The 19828-nt window shown below is 66.7% G+C and carries 22 protein-coding genes; 11 read left to right on the top strand and 11 right to left on the bottom strand.

Annotated features, from left to right (window positions below; translation table 11 throughout):
- Positions 1-579, top strand: a complete 579-nt coding sequence (locus QW845_RS02665) for a 2'-5' RNA ligase family protein (protein WP_409997858.1) — start codon at positions 1-3, stop codon at positions 577-579.
- Between the two features lie 85 nt (positions 580-664).
- Here the strand turns inward: QW845_RS02665 and QW845_RS02660 are convergent, their stop codons facing one another.
- Positions 665-1471, bottom strand: a complete 807-nt coding sequence (locus tag QW845_RS02660; protein ID WP_315800102.1) for a porin family protein — start codon at positions 1469-1471, stop codon at positions 665-667.
- Positions 1472-1608: 137 nt separating this feature from the next.
- Positions 1609-2004 (bottom strand): hypothetical protein, encoded by a 396-nt coding sequence (locus QW845_RS02655; protein ID WP_315800101.1) that lies wholly within the window; start codon positions 2002-2004, stop codon positions 1609-1611.
- A gap of 272 nt (positions 2005-2276) precedes the next feature.
- Here QW845_RS02655 and QW845_RS02650 point away from each other — a divergent pair, with 272 nt between their 5' ends.
- Positions 2277-3074, top strand: coding sequence for an NYN domain-containing protein (locus QW845_RS02650; RefSeq protein WP_315800100.1), 798 nt, complete (start codon positions 2277-2279; stop codon positions 3072-3074).
- A gap of 229 nt (positions 3075-3303) precedes the next feature.
- On the opposite strand, the gene QW845_RS02645 is transcribed toward QW845_RS02650, so the two are convergent.
- Positions 3304-4536: a lytic murein transglycosylase gene (locus QW845_RS02645; protein ID WP_315800099.1), complete on the bottom strand. Its 1233-nt coding sequence runs from the start codon at positions 4534-4536 to the stop codon at positions 3304-3306.
- A 61-nt stretch (positions 4537-4597) separates the two neighbouring features.
- Entirely contained in the window at positions 4598-5176 is a 579-nt protein-coding gene (locus QW845_RS02640) for a MarR family winged helix-turn-helix transcriptional regulator (protein WP_315800098.1), read from the bottom strand.
- A 53-nt stretch (positions 5177-5229) separates the two neighbouring features.
- Here QW845_RS02640 and QW845_RS02635 point away from each other — a divergent pair, with 53 nt between their 5' ends.
- On the top strand, positions 5230-5700 hold the full coding sequence (locus QW845_RS02635; protein ID WP_315800097.1) for a carboxymuconolactone decarboxylase family protein: 471 nt from the start codon (positions 5230-5232) through the stop codon (positions 5698-5700).
- 59 nt (positions 5701-5759) lie between these two features.
- Positions 5760-5942, top strand: coding sequence for a hypothetical protein (locus tag QW845_RS02630; RefSeq protein WP_315800096.1), 183 nt, complete (start codon positions 5760-5762; stop codon positions 5940-5942).
- A gap of 273 nt (positions 5943-6215) precedes the next feature.
- On the opposite strand, the gene QW845_RS02625 is transcribed toward QW845_RS02630, so the two are convergent.
- From QW845_RS02625 to efp, 3 genes are all read right to left on the bottom strand, one after another.
- Complete coding sequence (locus QW845_RS02625; protein WP_315800095.1) at positions 6216-6476, bottom strand: hypothetical protein; 261 nt, start codon at positions 6474-6476, stop codon at positions 6216-6218.
- 63 nt (positions 6477-6539) lie between these two features.
- Positions 6540-8159 carry a M23 family peptidase gene (locus QW845_RS02620; protein ID WP_315800094.1) on the bottom strand — a complete coding sequence of 540 codons (1620 nt, stop codon included), beginning with the start codon at positions 8157-8159 and terminating at the stop codon, positions 6540-6542.
- Positions 8160-8198: 39 nt separating this feature from the next.
- A complete protein-coding gene (efp, locus tag QW845_RS02615; RefSeq protein ID WP_006614774.1) occupies positions 8199-8765 on the bottom strand; it encodes an elongation factor P in 567 nt (188 codons plus the stop codon).
- A 138-nt stretch (positions 8766-8903) separates the two neighbouring features.
- Here efp and epmA point away from each other — a divergent pair, with 138 nt between their 5' ends.
- Genes epmA through QW845_RS02600 form a run of 3 tightly spaced genes read left to right on the top strand, consistent with a single transcriptional unit; the run spans position 8904 to position 11338 of the window.
- Positions 8904-9953, top strand: coding sequence for an EF-P lysine aminoacylase EpmA (gene epmA, locus QW845_RS02610; RefSeq protein ID WP_315800093.1), 1050 nt, complete (start codon positions 8904-8906; stop codon positions 9951-9953).
- The gene (locus QW845_RS02605; protein WP_315800092.1) at positions 9950-11044 is read left to right on the top strand and encodes a lysine-2,3-aminomutase-like protein; all 1095 of its coding nucleotides are present in this window, start codon (positions 9950-9952) and stop codon (positions 11042-11044) included. The genes epmA and QW845_RS02605 overlap by 4 nt, the downstream gene beginning before the upstream one ends.
- Positions 11045-11080: 36 nt before the next feature.
- Entirely contained in the window at positions 11081-11338 is a 258-nt protein-coding gene (locus QW845_RS02600; RefSeq protein ID WP_315800091.1) for a hypothetical protein, read from the top strand.
- Positions 11339-11388: 50 nt separating this feature from the next.
- On the opposite strand, the gene QW845_RS02595 is transcribed toward QW845_RS02600, so the two are convergent.
- The 3 genes from QW845_RS02595 to QW845_RS02585 form a co-directional block, all read right to left on the bottom strand.
- A complete protein-coding gene (locus tag QW845_RS02595; RefSeq protein ID WP_315800090.1) occupies positions 11389-12474 on the bottom strand; it encodes a 3-deoxy-7-phosphoheptulonate synthase in 1086 nt (361 codons plus the stop codon).
- Positions 12475-12704: 230 nt separating this feature from the next.
- Positions 12705-13292: an HdeD family acid-resistance protein gene (locus QW845_RS02590; protein ID WP_315800089.1), complete on the bottom strand. Its 588-nt coding sequence runs from the start codon at positions 13290-13292 to the stop codon at positions 12705-12707.
- 129 nt (positions 13293-13421) lie between these two features.
- Entirely contained in the window at positions 13422-14450 is a 1029-nt protein-coding gene (locus tag QW845_RS02585; RefSeq protein WP_315800088.1) for a PrsW family glutamic-type intramembrane protease, read from the bottom strand.
- Positions 14451-15228: 778 nt separating this feature from the next.
- Here QW845_RS02585 and QW845_RS02580 point away from each other — a divergent pair.
- The 4 genes from QW845_RS02580 to QW845_RS02565 all read left to right on the top strand — a co-directional run bounded on the left by QW845_RS02580 (position 15229) and on the right by QW845_RS02565 (position 18810).
- On the top strand, positions 15229-16377 hold the full coding sequence (locus tag QW845_RS02580) for a PLP-dependent cysteine synthase family protein (protein ID WP_315800087.1): 1149 nt from the start codon (positions 15229-15231) through the stop codon (positions 16375-16377).
- A gap of 188 nt (positions 16378-16565) precedes the next feature.
- A complete protein-coding gene (gene hemA / locus QW845_RS02575; protein ID WP_315800086.1) occupies positions 16566-17795 on the top strand; it encodes a 5-aminolevulinate synthase in 1230 nt (409 codons plus the stop codon).
- Between the two features lie 140 nt (positions 17796-17935).
- Positions 17936-18514, top strand: a complete 579-nt coding sequence (locus QW845_RS02570; RefSeq protein WP_315800085.1) for a hemerythrin domain-containing protein — start codon at positions 17936-17938, stop codon at positions 18512-18514.
- 80 nt (positions 18515-18594) lie between these two features.
- The gene (locus QW845_RS02565; RefSeq protein ID WP_315800084.1) at positions 18595-18810 is read left to right on the top strand and encodes a hypothetical protein; all 216 of its coding nucleotides are present in this window, start codon (positions 18595-18597) and stop codon (positions 18808-18810) included.
- 196 nt (positions 18811-19006) lie between these two features.
- Here the strand turns inward: QW845_RS02565 and QW845_RS02560 are convergent, their stop codons facing one another.
- The gene (locus tag QW845_RS02560) at positions 19007-19759 is read right to left on the bottom strand and encodes a hypothetical protein (protein ID WP_315800083.1); all 753 of its coding nucleotides are present in this window, start codon (positions 19757-19759) and stop codon (positions 19007-19009) included.
- Between the last annotated feature and the right edge of the window lie 69 nt (positions 19760-19828).

The raw sequence follows: 19828 nt of genomic DNA, 5'->3' as shown, positions 1-19828 counted from the left end.
ATGGCCATAGCGATCAATCTCAGATCCGATGACGCCTCTTCGGGCGAGATCGAGCGTCTGTGGGATCAGGTCGCGGCGTTCGAGGACGAGCCGTCGATGCGCGGTCTCGGCTATCGACCGCATTTTACCCTCGCCATCTATGATGCGCCTGAGATCGACGTCGAGACTGCTTCGCGCGTCATGCGCGCGGCCGTTGAGAATGCCCCGGCCTTGCAGCTGGAGTTCAACCGTATCAACTGGTTTTCGGCTCCGCGATTCGTGCTCTGGGCCGAGCCGGAAATGAACGAGGGCTTGCTCAGGTGGCACGCCGCGATCGCAGCGGCGATCGACACGGCGCATTGTCGTGATCACTATCGCCCCGGCGTATGGGTGCCTCACTGCACGCTGGGCACGCGGATCTTGAAGGCGTGTCGCGACGACGCCATGGCGTTTGCGCGTTCGTTCGACCGGCATTTCACCGTCGCCTTCGATGTCATCGATTGCGTCGTGTTTCCGCCGGTGCAGATCGTGGCGGAGCGTAAACTGACGTCAGCCATCCGCCAGCTCTGCGATCACAATAGCAGCGACGTTAAGCCATGACGTGGAGCCCATTAGCTCGGCGAGCCCTCAAGGCGCGTTGTCGGTCCTGCTAAATCCGAACGCTTTTTCAACCTCTCGACATCGATCAGTACTTCGCAACCACCGGCGGACCTCCGAAATTGAACCGGTAGTTGATGCCCGCCTTTACCAGGTGAATCCTATTGCCGCGATCGAAATCGATCTGGTTCGTAGCTCCGCCGAACGCCGGCGTATTGACGACCGCGGTCGCAGTTGTCTTCCGGCCGAGGTCAATGTAGTCATATTCTAGTTTTGCCGACCAGTTGTTCGAAAAGGCGTACTCGGTACCTGCGCCCACAGTCCAGCCGGTCCCTGTCCCTGAGGGGGAGGTCGTCGCGACCAAAACCCCGAGGGCAGTAAAATGTTCCGATCCTCCCTTCGAATGGGCCCAAGCAGCGCCGCCTTTCCCGTAAAATAGCCAATTGTCGGCTGCGAATCCCAGACGGGCCGTAAGCGTCGCGATCCAATCAAATCGGGTGTGGAGGTCGGAATATCGTCCCGCAAGCAACGGGCTGAACGCTCGCACGCTGCCATTCATATCCGTTGCGGATCCATCTCCTTCGATGCCAATGACCCAACGCTGAATCTGGAAATTGTAACCGATCTGACCGCCTCCGATGAGGCCGTTGAGATGAGAAGTCGGAAAAACAAAACCGGCTGGATAGGCTTGGCTCCCGGTCACCTCAGTGACGTCGTGATCACTCCAGCCGTAACCAACATGAGCTCCCAAGTACAATCCACTCCAGTCAAAGACGGCTGGAACAGCGACGGGGGACTTCACTGGCATCCTGGCGGGAAGATCCGCGCCAAGAACGGGCCACGAGGCGCACATCAGCGCCAGGGCAGCAACAGCGGGCACCCGAGCAATTGCCATCTGAGATCCTCTCGGAGAGTATACCTAGGTCACGTCTGATAAAAGAAAAACTACTTTAAGTGGTGATCTAAAAGTCACAGCGAAAAACAACTTTGAGTTGTTATCTTAACGGGGCGACTGATCGCCGGCACTACGCCTCAACGCCAGATCGGCTTCGGCAGTTCGAACGACTCGCACGTCCTGATAGGACGCGGGGCGGGAGCGACGTTGTCGGCGATCGAGAACAAAAGCGTCGCCTCGAACGGCACGTCGGGAGCTTCCGCGGCATAGCCGGAGCAGGTGACGGGCGTGCCTCGGCAGCACCCTTCGAGGCTGAGCGTCAGCTCGTCCGGGCCGAACAGCGACGGCTGTCCCGGGGCATGGCGCTTGGTCTTGATGATGGCGGTGAAACGATCGCCATGGGCCTCGTAGCTGCCGGCATAGCTCAGCACTGTATCGCCGCCGCAGATCCTGCCACCGACCAGCTCGACGATGCCCGTTCCCTGGCCCTTGGGGGTCCTGAACCAGGCTGAATAGGTGCCTTCTTTCATCATCTGCCGTAGATCCCACCGTTGGGTCGCGCGCATCGTTGTGCGACGCAAATTAAGGGAAGGTGAAAACGATCGTCAGAACAGGCCGGGAACCCGGAATTTGTTCGTGTACGAATGGTGGGGAGCGCTGCAGACCGTCTCCGCTCGCTACGCCCCTGGGGCCGTGCCAGGTCGCGCATCCCGTGGCCGTGCCGTTCGTCTCAAGAAAATCATCCGGCTGGATGCCGGCCCGCGTATAAGGGAATGAGAACAGGGCCTACCTTGAGGACTATCCGATGCCGTCTGAACCTCGCTCGCCGCGTCTTGCCGTTCTGATCGATGCCGACAATGCGTCGGCGAAGATCGCGGACGGGCTGTTCGAGGAGATCGCCAAGATCGGCGAGGCGAGCGTGCGCCGGATCTATGGCGACTTCTCCAGCCCGCGCTCGAAGCCGTGGGCCGATACGCTGGCGCGTCACGCGATCGTGCCGCAGCAGCAGTTCGCCTATACGACCGGCAAGAACGCCTCCGACATCACGCTGGTGATCGACGCGATGGACCTGCTGCACAGCGGACGGTTCGACGGCTTCTGCCTGGTGTCGTCGGACAGCGACTTCACCCGGCTCGCCGCGCGCATCCGCGAGCAAGGCACCGACGTGTTCGGCTTCGGCGAGCAGAAGACGCCGGAGAGCTTTCGGCAGGCCTGCCGCAGGTTCATCTACACGGAGAATTTGCGCAGCGACGCGGCGGGCAGCAAGGATGCGGACAGCGCCGCGGCGCCGAAGTCGCTGCTGCCGATCAGCGCGGCGACGCCGATGATCAAGAAGGTCATCACGCAGATGGAGAGCGAGGACGGCTGGGTCGCGCTCGGCGAGGTCGGCAAGCAGCTCTCCAACCTGGTCTCCGACTTCGATCCGCGCACCTATGGCTGTCGCAAGCTCAGCGATCTCGTTCGCAAGACCGGCGCCTTCGAGATCGAGGAGCAGGCCAAGGGCGGCGGCTCGGTGCGCATCCGGGTGAAGGCTGCCAGCGCGTCGCAGCCCAAGGCGCGGGCGTCGAGGTCCGGCCACCGCGAGGCGGCCGCCAAGACGTGATCACTCCGGCGCGAGGCTCGCGATGGCCGGAGCGTTGCGCTACTCGCCATGACGGCGAACTCGTAGGGTGGCCGAAGCAGCCGCCGAAGGAGGCCGCGTGCCCACCGTCGGGCCGCGTGCTCAACCGCGGGATGGTGGGCACGGCGCCACCGCGATTTCGATCGTTGAGAGAGCACGGCAGCGCCTTTGCCCACTCTACTTGTTGGTCACACGGCAGCGACCGTACCGCTCAACCGCCCTGTCTGAGCTTCGCCAGCACCTTCAGCCCACCATAGCCGTCGGCCGGCGTGAGGCCCGCTTTGGCCTGGAAGTCGCGGATCGCCTTCATGGTGTCGTTGCCGACGCGGCCATCGGTGCCGCCGGTGTCGAAGCCGGCGGCGGTCAGGCGCTTCTGCATCTCCTGCACCTCGGCCAAGGTCAGCGCGCGCTCCGAGCCGGGGAAGGGCTGCAGGAAGGGCGGGGCGCCCAGAATGCGGTCGCCGAGATGGCAGATCGCGAGCGCGTAGCTCATGGCCGGATTGTAGGACTTCACCGAGTAGAAGTTCGGGCCGAGCAGGAAGGCGGGGCCGCCCGCGACCGGAATCCAGAGCTGCGCTGACGCATTGGGCTGCGGGAACGGCTGGCCGTCGGCGCGGGTGACGCCGGCCGCCTGCCACGCCGCATAGCTGCGGCTGCCAGACATGTTGCCGGGCGCGCGCACCTCGTAGCCCCAGTGCTCGCCGCGGTGATATTTGCCGCGGTTGACGAGATAGCGCGCGGTCGAGCCGAGCGCGTCGTCGGGGCGGCCGAACGGGTTGATCTTGCCATCGCCGTCATAGTCGAAGCCGACATTGAGCCAGACCTCGGGCATCCATTGCGTATGACCCATGGCGCCGGCCCAGGAGCCGCGCATCTCCTCCGGCGTGCTCCAGCCGCGATCGACGATTTTCAGCGCATTGGTGAGCTCGGTCTCCCAATAGGCCTTGCGGCGCGGCTCGTTCCAGGCGAGCGCGGCGAGCGCCGGAAACACCGGGCGCATGTGGTTCTGCTGCACCAGCGGATCGCCGAACGCGGATTCGACGCCCCACAGCGCGAGAAGCGTGCCGCGCTCGACGCCAAAATCCTTCTCGATGCGCGTGAACAGCGCCTCGTTCTTCTGCAGCGCGATCTTGCCGTTGATGACGCGCCAGTCGGAGACGCGGCGGTTGATGTATTGCCAGAGCTGCTCCTTGAACTCGGGCTGGTTGCGCATCTCCTTGAACACGGTCATGTCCGGCTCGAGCCGTGCCATGACCCGCGTCCAGGTCGCCTGCGAGATGCCCTTGGCGAGCGCGCGGTTGCGGAAGCCGTCGCGCCAGGCCTCGAACTCGGCCGGCGCCGCGGACGCCGGCAGGGCCGGGACGAGCAGCGCGGCGGCGCCGAGGCCGGAGCGGAGCAGGGCGCGGCGGGTCATCGGATGAGGTCGTGAATCGGACTGGGTCATGGCCGCCAGTCTACCCGGTCAGGGCGGTGCGCGGCAAAGCCTTGGCAGCGCCGGGAACCCGCTAGGCGCCGTGGAGATCGGCGGCGATGTGCGCGAGCCAGCGCCGGATGGTCGCGAGCTCACTCCGTTTCAAGCCGCGGGCAAGCCTGCGTTCGATGGCGGTCGCCTGCCGGCGCGCCGTGGCGAGCAGCGCGAGGCCACGGCGCGTCAGGCTCCATTGCAGCACCCGGCCATGGACCGGATGCGGCGTCCGCCGGACGGCGCCGTCCCGCTCGAGGTTGCCGATGATGACGTTGACAGTCTGCGGCGTCAGCAGCGCGACGCGGGCGCAGTCGGCGCCGGACAGGCCGGGATAGGCCTTGAGCATCGTCAGCACCACGAATTGCGGATGGGTCAGGCCGGTGGCGACGAGCGCGCGGTCGAGCGAGAGCCGCGCCGCGGCCTGCGCCTGGCGCAGCAGATAGGCGAGGTGGCCGTCCTCGCCGCGCTTGCCCTCGCCGGGCGACGGCGGACGGGCCGCCGTCTTAGGCTGACTCTTGGGTTGAGACTTGGGTTGTGTCTTGGATTGCGCTTTGGGCCGACGCGCGGGGCCGGCCTTTCGCGAGGCTCGCGAGTTCGTCAATGCCGGTGCCTTGCGCATGTCATCAGAGCCCTGATAAGTTGTCAGACACCTGATAACATGAGAGACGGATAATGTCACATGCGCGCAGCGAATACACCGCGTTCCGGAGCCAGGCGCCGGAGCTGTACGAGGCCATCGTGGCGGTGAGCCAGCAGGCGGCCAAGGCCGGCCTCGACAAGCAGTTGCTCGAGCTCGTCAAGATCAGGGCGTCGCAGATCAATGGCTGCGCATTCTGCGTGCAGCATCACGTGCTGCTGGCCGAGAAGCTCGGCATCTCCGCCGACAAGATCAACCTGGTCGTCGTGTGGCGCGAGGCGCCGCAATTCTCGGCCCGCGAGCGCGCGGCGCTGGCGTTCACCGAGGCGCTGACCACGCTGCACGGCGGCGTCAGCGACGAGGTCTACACCCAGGCGCGGGCCGAATTTTCCGAAACGGAGCTGGTGTTCCTGACGTCGGCGATCGGCGTGATCAATCTCTGGAATCGCTATGGCGTCGCGTTCCGTTGGACGCCGGCGGAGCGGCCGGCACGGGCGCCGTCCTGAGCTGCCTGGAACCGCAGCGGGGCCGGGCGGGTTATGCGTGCAACTCGGAGGAGGCGCGCATGACCGGGACGGACGAACCGCTCAAGCCGGAGGATTTCCCGCTGGAAGCCGATAAGCAGCACGTGCAGCGCCAGGACGGCAAGCCGATCGCCACGACGAAGAACGAGGCGATGGCGCACGAGATCGCCGAGCGTCTCAATGCCGAGGAGCAACGCCGCGAAGAGGACAAGTGGTCGGCGTGACCGACGACAACGAGCTCATGAGTTGCCTTGCGAGACGGCGAGCCGCGCGATGTGAACGATGATCTCGCGGCTTGCGCCATGCACCTCGCCGGGAGAGGTCGGATCGAGGGTGACAGGTCTACCACTCATAATTCCCGTGCGGCTGCCCCTCACGCCAACCCTCTCCCCGTAAGAACAGGGCGAGGGAGCACACCGGTGATGGCGGGCAAGCTTGTGTCTCTCTGAAAGCCGCGGGAGACAGATACCGGCTGCAAGCTAATAAGTATGTCGCGCTCAGAACGGATTGGCCGGCTGCGCGCGCTTGGGGCCTTCCGGCTTGGGCTCGACCGCGAGGCTAGGGTCGGTCGGCATCACGCGCGCGCCGGCAGCGCGGGCGACCTGGCCGGTGGTCGAATGACGCGCTTCGTCGGCCGACTTGATCTCGGGCGGATGCCAGCGGTCGCGCACCAGCATCGTCAGCGCGCCGACACAGACCAGCGCAATCGCCGCTGAAACGAGCGCCGGGCCGGCTCTGCGATGTGGGTTGGCTGTCACCGTCTGCGATCCTCCGCGCAGACAACCCGGAACGGTGGGCCGCGGTTCCAGCCGCGCCGGCGATCAGTTCCGGTCGCGCCCGGCGGCAGCATCGGCCGCAGGTCCGGGCGGCGAGGGTCCGAGCGCGCCGGTGGTCAACGGCGGCTGCGACGCGGTGATCTCCTCCAGCCCGACCTCGCGGCCGCGGCCGCCGATCAGGCGCTCATAGGCCGCGATCAGCGTCATGTAGGGATTGACCCAGATCCAGCCATCGCGCGTGAACAGCTGGACGTCGAAATGCAGATGGCGCGTGGTGCCGTTGGGATGGTCGAGATAGTTCGAGACCACGCCGATCGGCTCGCCCTCGCGCAAGCGCCGGCCGTTGAGCAGGCCGTCGGCATCCATCGCCGAAGGGTTCATGTGCATGTAGCGGAAGCGGATGTGCTCGGTGCCGCTGTTGACCTGCACCGTCACGGCCTGCTGCCGGGTCGAGCGGATCACGACGCCGTCGCGCGCGGCGAGCACGCGCTGCCGCCACGGATTGCAGCCCTCGGCGCCGTCGCGCCGCACCGGGCAGGCCCCCGGCCTGAGATCCTGGCCCTGATGGCCGAAGCCGCTGGCGCACTGGCCGACGTTGAAGCTGCGCGCCTCGCAGAAATTGTCGCGCCAGGGATACTGGCTCCACGGCTGGTCGAATTTGTCGCTCGCGCGCCGGCGGCCGAACGACTGCGAGTGCACATAGGCCGGCGCATCCAGGGGATAGCGGATCTGCGAATAGACGGTGCGGTCGGCCCGCCCGCTCCGGCCGCGTCCGCCGCTGTTGGCGACGATGTCGCCAACAGGCCGATAGGTGAAATCGGCATCGAACGTGACCGGACGCTCGGCTGTGAGCGGCGCGATCTCCGGCGGGATGCGCGACGGCTGCCCGCCGGCGATGCGCAGCGCCTTCAGGAAACGCTCGGCGATGGGATAGGCCTCGCGGCAGGCGAGGCGCCGCGGCCGCGGCGCGCTGTCGAGACACTGGATCGAGACCACGTAGGGCACGCCGAAGCGGGTGAAGGCGTAGCGGACATAGCCCTCGCGAATGAAGCGGCGCAGATCTGGATATTGCGCTGACAGCGCCTTGACGCTTTCGCCCTTGCCGCCGGCGGGATCGGCGACCTCGTAGGTGAGGAGTGAGCCGGTGATCTGGATCTCGACCGGCTTGGCGAAGACGCGCGACGGCAGGCCGGAGGTCACCTCCGGCGGCAGCGAGAACACGGCGTCGTAGCCGGACGGGCCGGCATCGAACAGGTCGGTCTGGAAGTCGGCCTGATAGCGCGACAGGTCGCGCGCCGCGATGGCGGCGCTGCGGCGCGCAGCGAGATAGGCGATGGTGTCGAACGGCAGCAAAACGGGGACCGGACTGCGTCCGATCCCCGTGAAGATGGTCGAGGTTACGCCGTTGAGCTGGACCAGTGCGGGCCTGCGCCGCGCATCGCCCGCGGAAACACCGCTCCGGCGCGCGGACAGAGCGAAGTCGGCGGCGACCTCGGGCGCCGCGTTGAGCTCGGAGCGGAGCTGGTCCAGCGCCGCGCGCCAGTCGGCGCGGTTGATGGTGAGGGCTGGCGGCGCGAAGTCATCGGCCGCGCGCGTCGTGGAGGACGCGGCCAGCGTGATGATCGCCGCCAGGGCGGCGATGAGCGTGATGACCCGTGCCCCCAAATTCCCCCACGCCCCCCGGCGTCAGATCCTCGAGATGCCTCAGTCCTTGGCGCGCTCGCAGTAGGAGCCGTCCTCGGTCATGACGACGATGCGGGTGCCGACAGTGATATGCGCCGGCACGCCGGTGCGGACGCCGTTGGAGAGCACCGCCGGCTTGTAGGACGACGACGCGGTCTGGCCCTTGGTGACCGGCTCGGTCTCGACAACCTCGAGCGTGACCCGCTGCGGCAGGGTGATCGCCACCGGCACCACGTCGTGCATCGACAGCTTGACCGTCATGTTCTCCTGGAGATAGGCGGCCTGGTTGCCGACCACGTCCTTCGGCACCTGGACCTGGTCGTAGGTCTCCGGGTTCATGAAGTGGAAGCCGTCGGCATCCTCGTAGAGGAACGTGAAGTTGCGCTCCTCGATCGTCGCCTTCTCGACCTGGTCGGTGGTCTTGAAGCGCTCCGAGATCTTCACGCCATCGCTGATTCGGCGCATTTCGATCTGGCTGACCGGGGTGCCCTTGCCGGGATGGATGTTCTCGGCGGTCACGACGACATAGAGCTTTCCATCTTGCTCAATGACGTTACCCTTGCGAATAGAGCTGGCGATGACTTTCAAAGCTGTTTTCCTGACACTGAAAAGGGGGCGCCGGCCCAAGCCGGGGCGCCACGCGACGCGGAATGCGGTTTCGGGCGGCAACATACTGATTTTGTCCGGGGTTGCCAGTCTTTTGCGGCCCGAACGGACGACCCTCTGATGTCCCGGGAGCCCGCGCCTTCGCCGTGGTGGTCGCCGCAGCGGCACGCCGATGTCAGGCCGTTCCTGCTCGCCCGGGCCGCGATCACCCGGGCGTTGCGAGCCTGGTTCGACGAGCAGGGCTTCACCGAGGTCGAGACCGGCATCCTGCAGGTGTCGCCGGGCAACGAGACCCATCTGCACGCACCACGCACCGACCTGACGAGCCCGGATGGAACCCGCTACCGGCGGTTTTTTCGAACCTCACCGGAATTCGCCTGCAAGAAGCTGCTGGCGGCCGGGGAGCGGCGGATCTTCGAGTTCGCCCGGGTGTTCCGCGACCGCGAGCGCGGCGACCTGCACCTGCCGGAATTCACCATGCTGGAATGGTATCGGGCGGAGGCGCCTTACGACGCGATCATGGCCGACACTGTCGTGGTAATCGCCCACGCCGCCCGGACCACCGGAATCCGGCAGTTCGCGTTCCGTGGCCGCACCGCGGATCCCTTCGCCGAGCCGGAGCTGCTGACGGTTGCCGGCGCGTTCGCGCGCCATGCCGGGATCGACCTGCTCGCGACCATCCGCGACGGCGCGGGCGACCGTGCGGCGCTGGCCCAGGCCGCCGCCGGCAAGATCCGGATCAGCGACGACGACACCTGGTCGGACCTGTTCAGCAAGGTGCTGGTCGAGCATGTCGAGCCGCATCTCGGGCAGGGTCGGCTCACCGTGCTCTATGAATATCCGGCGCCGGAGGCCGCGCTGGCACGGGTGGCCGCCGACCCCCGCGTCGCCGAGCGGTTCGAGGTCTATGCCTGCGGCGTCGAGCTCGCCAATGGCTTCGGCGAGCTCACCGACGCCGCCGAGCAGCGCCGCCGCTTCGAGCAGGAGATGGCCGAGAAGGAGCGCCGCTATGGCGAGCGCTATCCGCTCGACGACGACTTCCTCGCCGCCGTGACCGAGATGCCGCAGGCGAGCGGCGTTGCGCTCGGCTTCGACCGCCTGGTGATGCTGGCGGCCGGCGCCATCAGGATCGACCAGGTGGTGTGGACGCCGCCGGCAGGTGAGCGATGAACAGGATCGAACGTCCGACGACATTGCGCAGCGCCGAGGATCTCGTCGCGCAGGGACTGGCCGACCCGGCGGAGCAGCCGGCGCTGGCGCGCGTGGCGCAGCGCTACGCCGTGGCGGTGACGACGCATCTCGCCGACCTGATCGACGCCGACGATCCCAACGATCCGATCGCGCGCCAGTTCGTGCCCAGCCCGGACGAGCTGACGGCCGCGCCCGGCGAGCGCGGCGATCCGATCGGGGACGACGCGCATGCGCCGGTGCCCGGCGTCGTGCACCGCTATCCCGATCGGGTGCTGCTCAAGCTGGTGCATGTCTGCGCGGTGTATTGCCGCTTCTGCTTCCGCCGCGAGATGGTCGGGCCCGGCAAGGACAATGCGCTGTCGGAGGAGGCCTATCGCGGCGCGCTCGACTACATCCGCGGCCATCGCGAGATCTGGGAGGTGATCCTCACCGGCGGCGATCCGCTGATGCTGTCACCGCGGCGGCTGAAGGAGATCATGGCCGATCTCGCCGGCATCGAGCACGTCAGGATCATCCGTATCCACACCCGTTTGCCGGTCGCCGATCCCCAGCGCATCACGCCAGCGCTGGTCGACGCGCTGAAGGTGCCGGGCGCAACGACCTGGATCGCGCTGCACGCCAATCATCCGCGCGAGCTCAGTCCTCCAGTTCAGGCGGCCTGCGGGCGGCTGATCGATGCCGGCATTCCCATGGTCAGCCAGTCGGTGCTGCTGCGCGGCGTCAATGATGACGCGGCGACCCTGGAGGCGCTGATGCGCGCCTTCGTGGAGATCCGCATCAAGCCATATTACCTGCACCATGGCGACCTCGCGCCGGGCACGGCGCATCTGCGGACCACGCTGGCGCAAGGTCAGGCGCTGATTCGGACGCTGCGCGGCCGGGTGTCCGGGCTGTGCCAGCCCGACTACGTGCTCGACATTCCCGGCGGCTACGGCAAGGCGCCGGTGGGGCCGCAATACCTCACTGCCGATGAAACTGTTGAGCAGGATCATGCGGCAGGTGCGCAAACGCGCTATCGTGTGATTGACTATTGCGGTGAGGCGCACCTCTATCCGCCCGCCGCGGGATGAAGTGTCCTGCTGATTCCGCTGACACGGAGGAGCAACATGAAGAGACTTGCGATCGCGATGGGGCTCCTGATGGCCGCGACTGACGGCATCGCGCTGGCGCAGAGCGGCAGCGGCTCCTCCGCCGGCACCGGATCGAAGAGCGGCATGCCGCCGCAGGCGCCGATCGGCCATCGCCAGGTGCGTCCCAGCGACCTGCCGAAGGCCGAGCAGACCGAAGACAATTCGATGAGCGGCATGACCAAGGAAGACCGCGACCTCGATCGCAAGATCAAGGGCATCTGCCGCGGCTGCTGAGTCCGACCAGCGGCGCGCCCGACGCGCGCCGCCTTATTGGTTCGTGAGCGTTACGCCGAGCGCTCGCGTGGGGAGTTGCGAAGCGCCGCACGCCGGGCGGCGACGGCTTCGGCGAGCTGCTCCAGCACCTCCACCGTCGTGTCCCAGCCGATACAGCCGTCGGTGATGCTCTGGCCGTAGGTCAGCGGCACGCCCGGCTTGACGTCCTGCCGTCCCGCGACGAGGTGGCTCTCGATCATCACGCCCATGATGCGCTGCTCGCCTGCGGCGAGCTGGCGGCCTACGTCGGCGGCGACCAGCGGCTGGTTCTCCGGCTTCTTGCTCGAATTGGCGTGGCTGGTGTCGATCATCAGCCGCGCCGGCAATCCGGACTTGATCAGCTCGGCCGCGGCCTGCTCGACATGGGCGGCGTCGTAATTGGGGCCGCTGCCGCCGCGCAGGATGATGTGGCAGTCCTCGTTGCCCGTGGTCGCCGCGATGCCCGAGCGGCCGCCTTTGGTCACCGCCATGAAATGATGCGGATGGGCGGCCGACTTCACCGCATCCGCGGCGATGCGGATGTTGCCGTCGGTGCCGTTCTTGAAGCCGACCGGGCACGACAGGCCTGAGGCCAGCTCGCGGTGGATCTGGCTCTCGGTGGTGCGCGCGCCGATCGCAGCCCAGGCGACGAGGTCGGCGATGTATTGCGGGGTCGTCATGTCGAGGAATTCGCATCCCGCCGGCAGGCCGAGATTGTTGACGGCAGACAGCACGCTGCGCGCGAGCCGCAGGCCCTTGTTGATGTCGAAGGAATTGTCCAGGCCGGGATCGTTGATCAGGCCTTTCCAGCCGACGGTCGTGCGCGGCTTCTCGAAATAGACCCGCATCACGATCTCCAGGCGGTCGGCGAGGCGCTCGCGCAGGGCAGCGAGGCGGCCGGCGTAGTCGATCGCGGCGGCGGGATCGTGGATGGAGCAGGGGCCGACGATGACCAGCAGGCGGTCGTCGCTGCCGGTCAGGATGGCGTGGATCGCATTGCGCGCGGCCATCACCACACGGGTGGCAGTGAGGGTGCGGGGGATTTCACCCATCACCTCCGCCGGCAGGCTCAATTCCTTGATTTCCTTGATACGAAGATCGTCTGTGGTGCTCAGCACGGCGGGCTCCTGGGTCTCTTGGGTGGGCACCTGCCGGCAATAAAAAAGCCGCCAGGTCTGGCGGCTCGTTCGGATATCTTGCTGCAATGTGTCAGATTGAGCGCGATCCTCCCGCCGCCAGCGAGCTGTCGTAGCTAAAGTACCAATAGTAGCTGGTGGCGGCGTTGATCATGGTCGCTCTATAGCGGCCGCGCGGCCGCTTGTCATCTCGAAAATCGCAACCCTCGGACTCAGGCGTTGCGGGCGGCGAGCGCCATGCCGATCATCGACAGCCCGCCGAACAGCAGGTTGATGCCGACCAGCAGACCGATCGCCCACATCGCCGTGCCGGGCAGGCCCGAAATGATGATTCCGGCGATCGCGATGTCGACGACGCCCGAGATTGCCAGCCACGACCAGCGCCCGGACAGCTCGCGGCGGTGCTCCAGCGCATACATGATGGTGGCGACGCCCTCGGCGAGGAAATAGACGCCAATCACGATCGTCAGCGTCACCGTCCCCTGGACCGGCTGCGCCACCAGGATGATTCCGGCGACGATGGCGAGCACGGCCGACAACAGCGACCACCAGAAGCCGGGCATGCCGCGCGCCCAGAAGGTAAGCGCGAGCCCGGCGATGCCCGAGATCAGGAACATCCAGCCGAGGAAGATCGTGACCGCGAGGCTTGCCAGCGGGGTGAGGATCATCGCAAGCAGGCCGAGCACCGCGAGCAGGATGCCCTCGATCAGGAAGGCCTTCCAATGTGCGCGCACGGCTGCGCCCATTTGCGACCTCATGCGCTCGAGCTCGGGCGGAATCGTATCCTGGGGAAGGGTCATGATCGTCACTCCGGGCAAGGTCACGCGCTCAACGCCGCGGCCGCCTGTCCACGCACATGGTGAGGACCTGCGGCCCGGACAAGCGCGCGATGCGCGTTTCGTTGCTCTGCCGGCCGCAGCAGGCCGGGACTAGGCCGTCGTCCGCATCCGGTTGCGGCCGAAAACATAGACCGTCGTTGTGACAATCAGAAGGGCCATGCCGACGATGATCGCGGTGAGACCGAGTGGAACCAGCACGGCGGCGACGTTGCGGTCGGGGTTGAGCAGCCAGTGCCGAATGGAGGTCAGCACGAATCCGAGCCCGACGAAGCCGGCGGCGCCGCCGAACAGCAGCAGCGCCCACATCCTGCGCAGCTGGCTCAGCCTTGCCCGCGCTACCTCGGTGCGCGGCGTGTGGTGATGGGCGACCCGGCGCACCAGCCGCACGGCAAGACCGATCGAGGAGAACCCGATCAGCACGCTGACGCCGCCGAGCCAGAGGCGCGCGGCGGCGTCGAGGGTCGACGCCCGCTGCAGCAGCAGCAACGGATAGTCGAAGGCCGCATGCAGCATCACCGGAGCGGCCAGCACCAGTGCCCAGCTCGACAGCCGCGCCCCTTCGCGATTGTGGCGGTTGGCGCCGAGCGCCGTACTGGTGCGAGCGATCGCGAGATAGGCACCGGCAATGATGCCGAGCGCGCCATGAAACGGCACGGTGAGCACGCTGCGCAGCACCGCCAGCGAGCGCCACATCTCGGCATGCTGGACGAGATAAGCCAGGTTCTCGTAAGCCGCGAAGCCGAGCCCAACGGCGGCGCCGTAGAACACCGTGTCCATGGCATTGCCGACCTGCCGGCGCCGCGACCAGAGCGCGGCGATCACCGCGACCTTGGCGAGCTCTTCCGGCAAGGCGACGCCGAACAGAGCCCGGACCGCTTGCGCGATCCAGGGATTCTCCAGCGTCAGCCCGACATGCTGGAACGGGATCCGGACGATGCCGAGCAGCAGCACGCTGGCGGCACCCAGCAGGAAGGCGGTCCAGATCTTGAGCGGGGGGCCTGAATTGTCACCCGCGGCGACCACCAGCCAGAGGATCAGCAGCGCGGGCGCGATCGCGGCGGTGCCGATCACGGTCGCGAGGGCTTCGAGCAGGTTCATTTGCGATGGCAAGTAAGCCATGGTCTCCGATCATCCAATGCGGCGGGGCCGAACCGGCCGCCACCACCCGCACGGGGGATGGATTTGACATCGGTCCGTGGCCGCACGGCAAGATCTACATGTCGGAAGAATGAGCCGCCCTTCAAGGGAAAGAACCCCGTCCGGATGCTCGATTGGGGAGGGACCGCTGTGCGGCCGCAGTCCGCGGCCGCACGGCAGGGCTCAACGGGGCCGGGGTCCTCTTGGCGTCGCCGTATCGCTGTCGCGCGCCGGCGCCTCCTGGCGCGGCTCGCCCGGGGTCCAGGCGTCGGTGCGGGAGGGGCTCGGCGCCTGGGCGGTCGTCGGCGTTTCCACGCAGCTCAAGCGCGGCGTCGGGTCGGCTACGCGCCGGCACTCCAGACCCTCAGCAAAAGCGGTCTGGCTGATGGCGCACGCAACCAGGACAATCGAAAGAACAACTCTCATGGTGCCCCTCGGAGCAGGCTCGGCTCGCCCGTGATGCAGGCTCGACTCGGTCGTATTGGCCGATCATCTCCAGCTTGGTCGCAAAAGCGTGCATTTGTTTGACCATTCTCGCCGTCATTCAAAAAAACTTCCGAAAATCGCTTGCATTATCGGAAGGTTGCAAGTCGTGCGCGAGTTCTGGCCGGCGGAATGAATGCGCGGTTGCGCTCGCTCTCGAACGGCGCCAAGTGCGCGGCCGGCGCCGAGCCGCTGCCGGACCATTTGCCCCCAGCTTGCGCGGCATGAACGGTCGGCCGGGCTTGATGTGGCGGATGGATCATGGTCGGTTGCCGCGATGAATTCGCCGCCTTGGTCAGCTTCCGACAGAGCCTGTGGTCCACGCTATCGCCGTGGCTGGGTCGACGACGCCGTAGCGGCCATCGAGGCCGACCAGTGCCGGACCGCCGACACGCATCTGATCCGGCTGATCGTGCCCGCGCTCGCCGGCATCGACATCTACCTGAAGGACGAATCGACCCACCCGACCGGGAGCCTCAAGCATCGGCTGGCCCGATCGCTGTTTCTCTATGCGCTGTGCAACGGCCATATCCGGGAAGGCACGCCGGTGGTCGAGGCCTCCTCCGGGTCGACAGCGGTCTCGGAGGCCTATTTCGCGCAGATGATCGGCGTGCCGTTCTACGCGGTGATGCCGCGCACCACCTCGGAAGAGAAGATCGCCGCGATCACGCATTACGGCGGCAATTGCCACCTCATCGACGACGGCCGGTTTCTCTATGCCGAGGCGGCCGCGCTCGCAGGCCGGCTCGGTGGCCATTACATGGACCAGTTCACCTTCGCCGAGCGCGCCACCGATTGGCGCGGCAACAACAACATCGCCGAGTCGATCTTCAACCAGTTGCAGGGCGAGCGCTGTCCGCTGCCGGAATGGATCGTGATGGGCGCAGGGACCGGCGGCACGTCGGCGACGATGGGCCGCTATCTGCGCTACCGCCGCCACCCGACGCGGCTGTGCGTCGCCGATGTCGAGCATTCGGCCTTCTTCGACGCCTTCTGCAACGGCGACAGCGCCCGGACTTGCGAACGGCCGTCATTGATCGAAGGCGTCGGCCGTCCGCGCTGCGAGCCGTCCTTCGTGCCTGGCGTGGTGGACCGGATGATGAAGGTGCCGGATGCCGCGTCCGTGGCGGCCATGAACGTGCTGACGCGGCGGCTGCGGCGGCCGGTCGGCGGCTCGACCGGAACCAACTTCCTGGCGCTGTGCCGGCTGGCGGCGGAGATGCGGCAGCAGGGACAGACGGGGTCGCTGGTCACGCTGATCTGCGATTCCGGGGAGCGCTACCGCCAGACCTATTACGAGCCGCAATGGCTGTCCGCGCGTGGTCTCGACCCCGCGCCGTACGAGGCCGCTCTGTCCGCCTTTCTTGATAGCGGGGCGCCGCTACGGCTCGATATTGCCGATGCGGGGAATCCGCTGCCCGCCTGAATGCCTCCGCGCGCGTCGTGGTGAGAGCCGCGGCGAGCGGTGTCCGGATGCCCGGCAATGTGCGCGATCCCTGATCTGGATCAACGAAGAAGGCGCCGGATTGCGCTTTGGTCCGACCCCGAGCAGGGCTCCAAGGGCGCGCCGGAACGCAGGTTCGGGACGCGGGCAGGGGAAGGACGGATCAGGTGATGAACTACGACAGCTATTTCGACCGTGCCCTCGACCAGTTGCACCAGGAGCGGCGCTATCGCGTCTTTGCCGATCTGGAGCGCCTCGCCGGCCGCTTCCCGCGCGCGATCTGGCATTCGCCGGAGGGGCCGAAGGATGTCGTGATCTGGTGCTCCAATGACTATCTCGGCATGGGCCAGCATCCGAAGGTGATCGGCGCCATGGTCGACGTGGCCGCGCGCATGGGCACCGGCGCCGGCGGCACCCGCAACATCGCCGGCACCAACCATCCGCTGATCGAGCTCGAGCGCGAGCTCGCCGATCTCCACGGCAAGCAAGCGGCGCTGGTGTTCACCTCGGGCTACGTCTCCAACGAGACCGGCATCTCGACCATCGCAAAACTGCTGCCGAACTGTCTGCTGCTGTCGGACGCGCTCAACCACAATTCGATGATCGAGGGCGTCCGCAAGGCCGGGAGCGAGAAGCAGGTCTGGCGGCACAACGACCTCGCCCATCTCGAAGAGCTGCTGCGGGCGGCCGATCCCGACCGTCCCAAGCTGATCGTCTGCGAGAGCCTGTATTCGATGGACGGCGACGTGGCGCCGTTGCACCGGATCTGCGATCTCGCCGAGCGTTATGGCGCGCTGACTTACGTCGACGAGGTCCATGCGGTCGGCATGTACGGCCCGCGCGGCGGCGGCATCGCCGAGCGCGACGGCGCGATGGCCCGCATCGACATCCTCGAGGGCACGCTCGCCAAGGCCTTTGGCTGCCTCGGCGGCTACATCGCTGCCAATGCCAATCTGATCGATGCCGTACGCTCCTATGCGCCGGGCTTCATCTTCACCACCGCCTTGCCGCCGCCGGTTTGCGCCGCGGCGACCGCCGCGATCCGCCACCTCAAGACCTCGCAATGGGAGCGTGACCGGCACCAGGATCGGGCGGCGCGGCTCAAGGCCGTGCTGAACGCCTCGGGGCTGCCGGTCATGCCGTCCGACACCCACATCGTGCCGGTGCATGTCGGCGATCCCGAGAAGTGCAAGACGGCGTCCGACCTGCTCCTGTCCGAGCACGGCATCTACATCCAGCCGATCAACTATCCGACCGTGCCGCGCGGCCTGGAGCGGCTGCGGATCACGCCATCGCCCTACCATGATGACGGCCTGATCGACGCCCTGGCCGAGGCGCTGGTCGACGTCTGGGACCGGCTCGGCCTTGCACGGGCGCCGCAGGCGCTGGCCGCGGAGTGAGCCCGTTCCGCTGACCTGTCACATCGGCCTGTCAGTTTGATCTGCCGCAATGCCGCCCGCGCCCGCGCGGGCGTAGTCTTTTGCGTTCAGGGAAAATGCCGGTTCGGCAAGGCCCGGCCGGCGCACAGGCGAGGGCGGCCATGGCAAGGATCATCGAAGCGCTGCTGCAGGAGCACGAGAATCTCGAGAAGCTTCTCTCGGTGCTCGAGCATGAACTGGAGCTGTTCGATCACAATCGGCGGCCGGACTACGACATTCTGCAGAGCATCATCGCCTATTTCGAGGACTATCCGCAGCGCTGTCATCATCCCAAGGAGGAGATGATCTTCGGCAAGCTGCGCGAGCGCGATCCAGCCGCGGCCGCGGCCTATGGCGACGTCGACGACGAGCACGAGACCGAGGCGCGGCGGCTGCGCGGCTTTGCCGACGCCGTGAACGCGGTGCTGTCGGACCAGGAGATCCTGCGCGAACGCTTCCACGCCGCCGTGCATGAGTTCATCGACAGCCAGCGCGAGCATCTGCGCAAGGAGGAGACCCTGCTGTTTCCCGCGGCGCTGCGTACCCTCCAGGCGGAGGATTGGGCCGACATCGACGCCCGCATGTCCGACCGCAAGGACCCGCTGTTCGACGGCGACGTCGCCGAGAAATTCCACAATCTCGAGCGGACCATCCTGCGCTGGGAACAGGAGGCGGAGCAGGCGCGCGCCACGGCCGGCTGATGGCATTTTGCCCAATTGCGCCCCGCGAGCCGTGGACTATAGTTTCAGCTCGGGGGCAGGCACTCGTCTCGGAGTTGGCTATGACCGCTTTGAACACAGGGCTCGAACCGGCCCGAGGTTCGCAGGATGCAGGTGCCGTCGACGCGACGGGCAGGCCTGCGCAGGTCCCGATGGCGCAGCAGAACGCCTTCGGCAGCCACGGCTATGACATGTATCCGCAGAAGCTCATCCGGCTGTCGGGCTGTCAGGAGCGCGCGCTCCGTCGCGAGAAGAAGCTCCCGTTGCTGCTGAGCTGACGGTGCTGCCCCGTAAGCATACGGTTGGCTGGCTTGTATTAAGACATCGTTAACCAGGCCGCGCGACCCTGTTCGCATGCTCCCCCAGGAGTGCGACGGAACCGGACGGCCGGAGCCGGCAGTCGCGACAAGAGGCCGGCGGCGTAACGCCCGCCGGCCTTTTTGCGTGGGCGGGGTGTCTTGGAATCCCCCTCGATCAGTTGCGTCGCGCCAGCGAGCGCAGGAAGCCCTGATATTCCTCGTTCAGCTCCATATCGACGGCGGGTGCGAGCCGCAGCAGCACGTTGGCGATGAACGCCTGATCGTTGCGGGGGTCCGCCAGCACCTCGCGCAGCACCGGGACGTTGTCCTCGATGTGGTGCAGGAAGGCGACGCCTTTCTCCGCCGTCTCGGTCCAGCGCGCCCGCGTCCATTTCGCCAGCGGATACATGATCTCGTGGACGAAGTTCGACTTGCGCGCCTTCTCGAAGAAGCGCAGTCCGGCGCTCCAATTTTCCTTGGCGCGCAGCGGCGGTGGCGGCAGATCGCCGGTCAGCATCTTCCTGCCGGCCTGGCCGACGAAATCGTCCAGCGTGGTCGGCGCATCGATCGTGGCGCGGAAGTGCCACAGCGCGAACGAGCCGGGAAAATCCTTGCCCATGCCGTCGAGCAGGGCCGTCTCGACCGTGTCGACCGCCGCCTTGTCGCCCTTGAGCGACGCCGTCATCGCGAAGGCGAACAGCGCGTCGTTGCCGACCTCATGGACGCCGCCGTTCTTCAATTGCGCCGCCGACAATGCGGGCGTCTTGCCGTCGGCAGGCACCGTGGCCTCGCCGGCGCGCTGCGCCTTGATGAAGGCGGTGATCTCGAGCCAAGCCGTGAGGTTGGCGATGAAGGCGTCGGGATCGACATGCACGATGGCGAGATTGAGCGGCTCCTTGCGCGTTCTCAGCTCGGTCATGTCGGTCATGTCGCACTCCGCAGCAGCTCGCCGCCGAACGGTCTGTCGCCTTTGCGACATGATGGCTCGTTCGACGAA

The sequence above is a fragment of the Bradyrhizobium sp. SZCCHNS3002 genome (assembly GCF_032377435.1).
Taxonomy (GTDB): Bacteria; Pseudomonadota; Alphaproteobacteria; order Rhizobiales; family Xanthobacteraceae; genus Bradyrhizobium.
The sequence above is the reverse complement of the archived record's forward strand: the minus strand, read 5'-3'. Positions and strand labels throughout refer to the sequence as shown.